This is a genomic window from Streptomyces sp. TRM68367, from assembly GCF_014495685.1.
Classification (GTDB): Bacteria; Actinomycetota; Actinomycetes; order Streptomycetales; family Streptomycetaceae; genus Streptomyces.
Genome location: NZ_JACTVI010000197.1, coordinates 1 through 5,323 on the forward strand (window position 1 = coordinate 1; position 5,323 = coordinate 5,323).

Annotated in this window: 4 protein-coding genes and 1 pseudogene; 1 reads left to right on the forward strand and 4 read right to left on the reverse strand. The window is 68.1% G+C overall.

The annotated features are described in order from the left end of the window. The 4 genes from H8R17_RS44170 to eno form a co-directional block, all read right to left on the reverse strand. On the reverse strand, positions 1 to 691 hold a 691-nt coding region (locus tag H8R17_RS44170), incomplete at its 3' end, for an alcohol dehydrogenase catalytic domain-containing protein (protein ID WP_262506019.1). 49 nt (positions 692 to 740) lie between these two features. Next, on the reverse strand, positions 741 to 1,292 hold the full coding sequence (locus H8R17_RS44175) for a carboxymuconolactone decarboxylase family protein (RefSeq protein WP_187828804.1): 552 nt from the start codon (positions 1,290 to 1,292) through the stop codon (positions 741 to 743). Positions 1,293 to 1,317: 25 nt separating this feature from the next. Next, entirely contained in the window at positions 1,318 to 2,322 is a 1,005-nt protein-coding gene (locus H8R17_RS44180; protein ID WP_187828805.1) for a VOC family protein, read from the reverse strand. A 60-nt stretch (positions 2,323 to 2,382) separates the two neighbouring features. Further along, positions 2,383 to 3,693, reverse strand: coding sequence for a phosphopyruvate hydratase (gene eno, locus H8R17_RS44185; RefSeq protein ID WP_187828806.1), 1,311 nt, complete (start codon positions 3,691 to 3,693; stop codon positions 2,383 to 2,385). A gap of 494 nt (positions 3,694 to 4,187) precedes the next feature. Here eno and H8R17_RS49685 point away from each other — a divergent pair. Then, positions 4,188 to 5,323: pseudogene (locus H8R17_RS49685) on the forward strand (group II intron maturase-specific domain-containing protein); the annotation flags it as partial.

Here is a 5,323-nt window from a genome sequence, read left to right on the forward strand (position 1 = left end):
CGATCCGGTCCGGGGCCAGCTCCTGGACGCGTTTGAGGAGTTCCTCGTTGCGGCCGGTGCCGAGGACCCTGGAGACGCCCGAGGCCAGCGCGAGGAGGGTGGAGGCGACGCCGAGGGTGCCGGTGATTCCGTCGATCAGCGCGACCTGGCCGGGGCCGGCCCCGGCGTGCTTGAGGGCTCGGTAGGAGGTGCCGATGTAGCCGAGCTTGCCGGCCTGCTCGAATGTCATGGTGTCGGGGATGTTGACGATCGAGTACTGCGGCGCGGTCATGTATTCCGCGAAGCCGCCGTAGGGGTAGAGATCGAAGATCCGCTGGCCGTCGCGGGAGGTGCTGAAGTAGCCGTTCAGGGTGAAGTAGCGGCACCGGCTGAGTTCGCCGCCGCGGCACACCTGGCAGCTGCCGCAGGAGCGCAGGGGGCTCACATAGACCCGGTCGCCGGGCTTGGTGTTGAGTACTGCCTCGCCGACCGCCTCGACCACGCCCGCGGGGTCCAGACCGAAGATCGCGGGGAGCTTCGGCAGCGGCTGGTGCGGGTACCAGGTGGGCCAGTTGTTGATCACATTCGCCATGTTCGGCACGATTCCGCATGCCTTGACCCGCACCAGTACATCGGTGGGCCGTGGAGTGGGCACGTCGACCGTGTCCACGGACATCGGCTCACCGAGCGCGTGCAGTCGTGCAGCGAGCATTTTCGCCATTGAAATACTCCGGTATTGATGGGCCGTACGGTGCCGGGAACTATGAATGCGGGAACGGGTTCGGGTAATTGTCCTCGAGGCCGATGTTCAGCAGACCCATGATGCGGACGCCGGAGTTGTACCAGGCGATGGACAACGACAGTTCGGTCATCTGCCGGTCCGTCAGGTGGCCGGCGGCGGCCCGCCATGTCTCCTCGGAGACGTCGACCTGGAGTGTGGACTCCTTGGCGAGGCGCATGACGGCCTTCTCCGCCTCGTCGAAGAGGCCGGACGACTCGAAGTCGGCCACCGCCGCGAGCTGTTCCTCGGTGAGTCCGGCCTTGAGGCCGTGCGACTGGTGGTGTGCGACTTCGTAAGCGGACCGGGTCGCGTGGCCCACGGTCAGAATCGCCAGTTCGCGTAGCTTGGGGCTGAGGTCGGCGGCCCGCAGTGAGTTGGCGTAGGTCAGGAAGGCGTCCAGTTGTGCGGGCGCGTTGGCCAGGGCGAGGAAAATGTTCGCCGTCGGGACTTTGCGTTCGGTCTCCAGCCGGTCGTACAGCGGCTTCAGGGACTCGTCCGCGTCCTCGCGGCGCAGGTAGGGGACTCGTGCCATGGTGTCTCCTCGGGGGGCGGAAGGGTCAGCGGGCGGACTGTTCGAGCAGGAACCGCTCGAGCGTCATCGGCTTGGGCTGTTCGGTCGGCGGGATCTGGGGCGCGCCGACGAAGGGGGACGCCTCGAAGTACCACTTCTCCAGGGCCGGGAGGCCCCAGCGGGCGTTGGTGCTCAGCGATGCCGCGTCCCAGCGCACGGGTTCGATCTCGGTGTCGATCGTCTGGTAGTGGCTGTTGAAGACCTCCACCCGGTGCCCGTCGGGGTCGCGGAGGTAGGTGAAGAGCATTCCGCCCGGACCGTGTCGTCCCGGGCCGCGCTCGACGCCGTCGCCGTAGCCGAGGATGCCCGCCCAGTCGCAGGCGGTGAAGATGTCGTGGCTCTCGGAGACGGTGTAGGCGAAGTGGTGCAGGGCGGGCCCGGTGTTCTCCACGATCGCGAGGTCCAGGCAGGTGCCCTTGCGGTACATGAACGCACCCAGCAGCTTGTCGCCGTGTTCCAGGTACTCCGAGTTCCGGAAGCCGAGCTCGCCGTAGAAGGCGGTCAGCTCGTAGGTGTCCGGCGCGAAGGTCTGGAAGTGGTCCAGCCGCTGCGCGTGGGCGCCCTTGTGGTGTTCGAAGTCGATGTGCAGCCGCGGCCGTGTCTCCATGTGCGCGCACAGTTCGAGCGGCGTACCGACGGGGTCGCTGACGTGCAGGGTGCGGCCCTGGTAGGGGACGTCGACCCACTCGGCGGGCAGAGCCCGCTCACGGAACCAGGCGTAGGCGAGGTCGAGATCCTCGTCGAAGAAGACCCGGAAACCGATCCTCCGGCACGCGCCCGCGCCCTCTTGGTCGAGCTCCAGGACGAGGCTGTGGTGGCAGGCCTCGGCCAGGCCGCGGAGATAGCAGGTGCGTTCGTCCTCGTCGCTGACGACGAGGCCCAGGACGTTCACATAGAAGTTCCGGCTCTCGGCCAAATCGGCCACGGTGAGACGCACGTGACTGGAGCGGGTGATGTTGAAACTCGGGCGCAGATTGACGGGTGGCAGCATGCTGGTCTCCGTGCTCCGATCGGCTCGCGATGTCGATGACTGTAATACTTCTGGGCCGTTTTACGGCTTGGGCGTGAAGGGCCCGGATCCGGAGAATGTGAGGGCGGACCATCCGCTGAATTGCGCCGATTCACCAAGGGACTCCTCGATACGCAGAACCTCGTTCCACTTGGCCATGCGCTCGGAGCGGGTGAACGAGCCGACCTTCAACTGACCCGCGTCCCAGCCGACGCTCAGGTGCGCGATGGTGACGTCTTCGGTCTCACCGGACCGGGCCGAGACGATGGTGCCGAAGCCGGCGTCCTTCCCGGCGCGCAGGGCCTGGTACGCCTCCGTGACGGTGCCGGCCTGGTTCGGCTTGACGAGCACGGCGTTCGCCGCGCGGCTGGTTGCCGCCTCCTCCACCCGCTTGGCGTTCGTGACCAGGTAGTCGTCGCCGATCACCTGGCAGCGGTGGCCGTAGCGCCGGGTGAACTCCACCATGCCGTCGATGTCGTCCTCGCCCACCGGGTCCTCGACGGACAGGACCGGATACTGCTCGATCCAGCCGCCCAGCATGTCGATCAGTGCTTCGGTGTCCAGGGTGCGGTCGTCCAGGGCCAGCGTGTAGCGCCCGCCGCTGCCGAACTGCGCGGCCGCGACGTCCAGCGAGATGCCGACCTGGGCCGAGGGAGCGAAGCCGGCGGTCTCGATGGCAAGGGTGAGCGTCTCCAGCGCTTCCTCGTTGGAGTCGAAGGCGGGCCAGAAGCCGCCCTCGTCGGCCACACCCTGGGCCTTGCCGGCCTTGCGCATCAGGCTTCCGGCCGCCCGGTAGATCTCCGCGGTCCAGTCCAGGGCCTCGGAGAAACTGCCCGCCGCCGGGCAGACGACCATGAAGTCCTGGACGTCGACGCGGCGGTCCGCGTGGGCGCCGCCGCCGAAGATCTGGATCTCCGGCAGCGGGATGCGGACCGGCCGCCCGCCGGCCAGGTGCTGCCACAGCGGCAGGCCCGCCGATGCCGCGGCGGCGTGCAGGATCGCCATGGACGTGGCCACGATCGCGTTGCCGCCGAGACGGCTGCGGTCGGGAGTTGCGTCGAGGTCCACCAGAAGCCGGTCGACGGCCTCCTGGCCGGCCGCGTCGCGGCCCACGAGGGCGGGTGCGATCTCGTGGTTCACCGAACCCACCGCCCGCTGGACGTCGAGCCCGCCGAAGCGGCTGCCACCATCGCGCAGGTCGAGCGCCTCGCCCCGGCCCGTCGAAGCCCCCGCCGGCGCGATGGCCCGCCCGATCGCGCCGTCCGCGAGGTGAACCTCGACCTCCACGGTCGGTCGCCCGCGTGAGTCCCACACCCTGCGGCCGTAAAGCCTGGCGATCCGCGCGTCTGTCATTGCGGTGCAACCTTTCGAAGTTCGGACGATCGAGGCGCCGAGCGGCGCCCGCGCCTGCCATCGGAGGACGGACGCACACACAGCCCGAGGTGTACGGGAGTCCTCGCCGGCGAACAGGCGCGGACGGGCCTCGCCCGGGCGGCACCCGAATCGGTGCGGCGCCCGGGGTGTGGGGAAGGGAGAGGACGACGATTTCGCTCATCCGTTGCGGCTCTTCTTGTGCTAACGATAGCGCAATCGTGCGGAGTGTTCGCGACTGTGTCAAGAGGTAACCGGCGCTCCGATTCTGCGGCCGCGTTGCTGGTTTCTGTTCTGTCGGGCTGCGGGAGGGTGGTGCTATCGTTCGCATATCCTGTGGCGCTCCGGCAAGAACTCCGGCGGGCCCGCGCTCTCCTGGACGGACGGACAGCACAGGCAGCGTGGGTTCGCCGGGCCCGATCGCGGTCGGCAGGAAAGCGAGCCCGACATGAGGGCCACCCCCCCGCTCGAAGACCGGACGGCCGGTGCCCGCCGTGGTCGCTGACCTCAACCCCGTGCTGCGGGGCTGGGCGGTGTACTTCCACAACGGGGACTCCGGGCGGAGGTTCAACGCGGTCGACGGCTACGTCCACGAACGGCTGTCTTCGCCGGCCGGAAACACGGACTCCGAGGCCGGAACTGGACCACCCGATTCACCTACGGATGGATCTCCCGGCTCGGGGTCTACCGCCTCACCGGAAACGTGCACAGGGCGACGGCACAGGCCAGTCGGTGAACGATGTCGGAAAGCCGTGTGCGGGAGAACCGTGCGCCGTTTCACTCGGCGTTGGATCGCCCCTTCAAGGGGCCGAGGTTCGGAAGGAGGTGACCTCGGGGCCACCCGCCTGACCTGGACGCGAAAGCGCGAGGGGACAACAGCATGGCGGGGAGGCGCGGAGCATCGCGAAGGCGTGGAAGGTGTTGCCGTGCAAGGCCCGCGTGATACGGCGAAGGCCACACTGCTTGAAGCCCAGTCTCCAGCGGTGGAAGACGCACACTCTGCGACACGACGCCTGAGGTCGCAGCCGTCGGCATCGGACGATCCGGAGTTTTGTCGTCTCAACCCTTCCGGCCGGCGGGGGGCGGACAGCGAGTTCGCTCAAGGGGACGGACCGGGCCGCCTACGTCACGCTCGACACGTCCAGCGCAAGGGGAATACGGGATGGCCTACGGTGCGCGAGCCCTATGGCCACAGAGGGGTCGTAGTAGTCGTCGGAGTAACGCCCGACCAGGGAGGACGGGAAAGCCGTCTACACGGGCGAAGGGCCCCAGGTGTCAACAGATCCTTCACGATGGCGAGGTATGCGAAATGCAGAGCGCCGAAGCCCTTCTGGGGATCATCCGTAGAAGAAAGGGCACTGGAGAGCCGTGGTGCTCGGAAAGCGAGCATGCTCGGTTCGGTGGGGGGCCGTCGGAAAAGGACCTGGTCACAGGCACCTCACTGGCGGCCTACCCAACGCACGCACGGTTTGAAGCGGCGGGGGCTGGAACGGAGCGGAAGCCACCGCGCCAGTCCCCGACCCTACTCAGGTGGACCTGGACGGAGCCCTTCCGTCAGGGGGTGCCGTGCTGCCGCGCAGGACCAGCGATCCGGGGGAGACCGACGTGTACG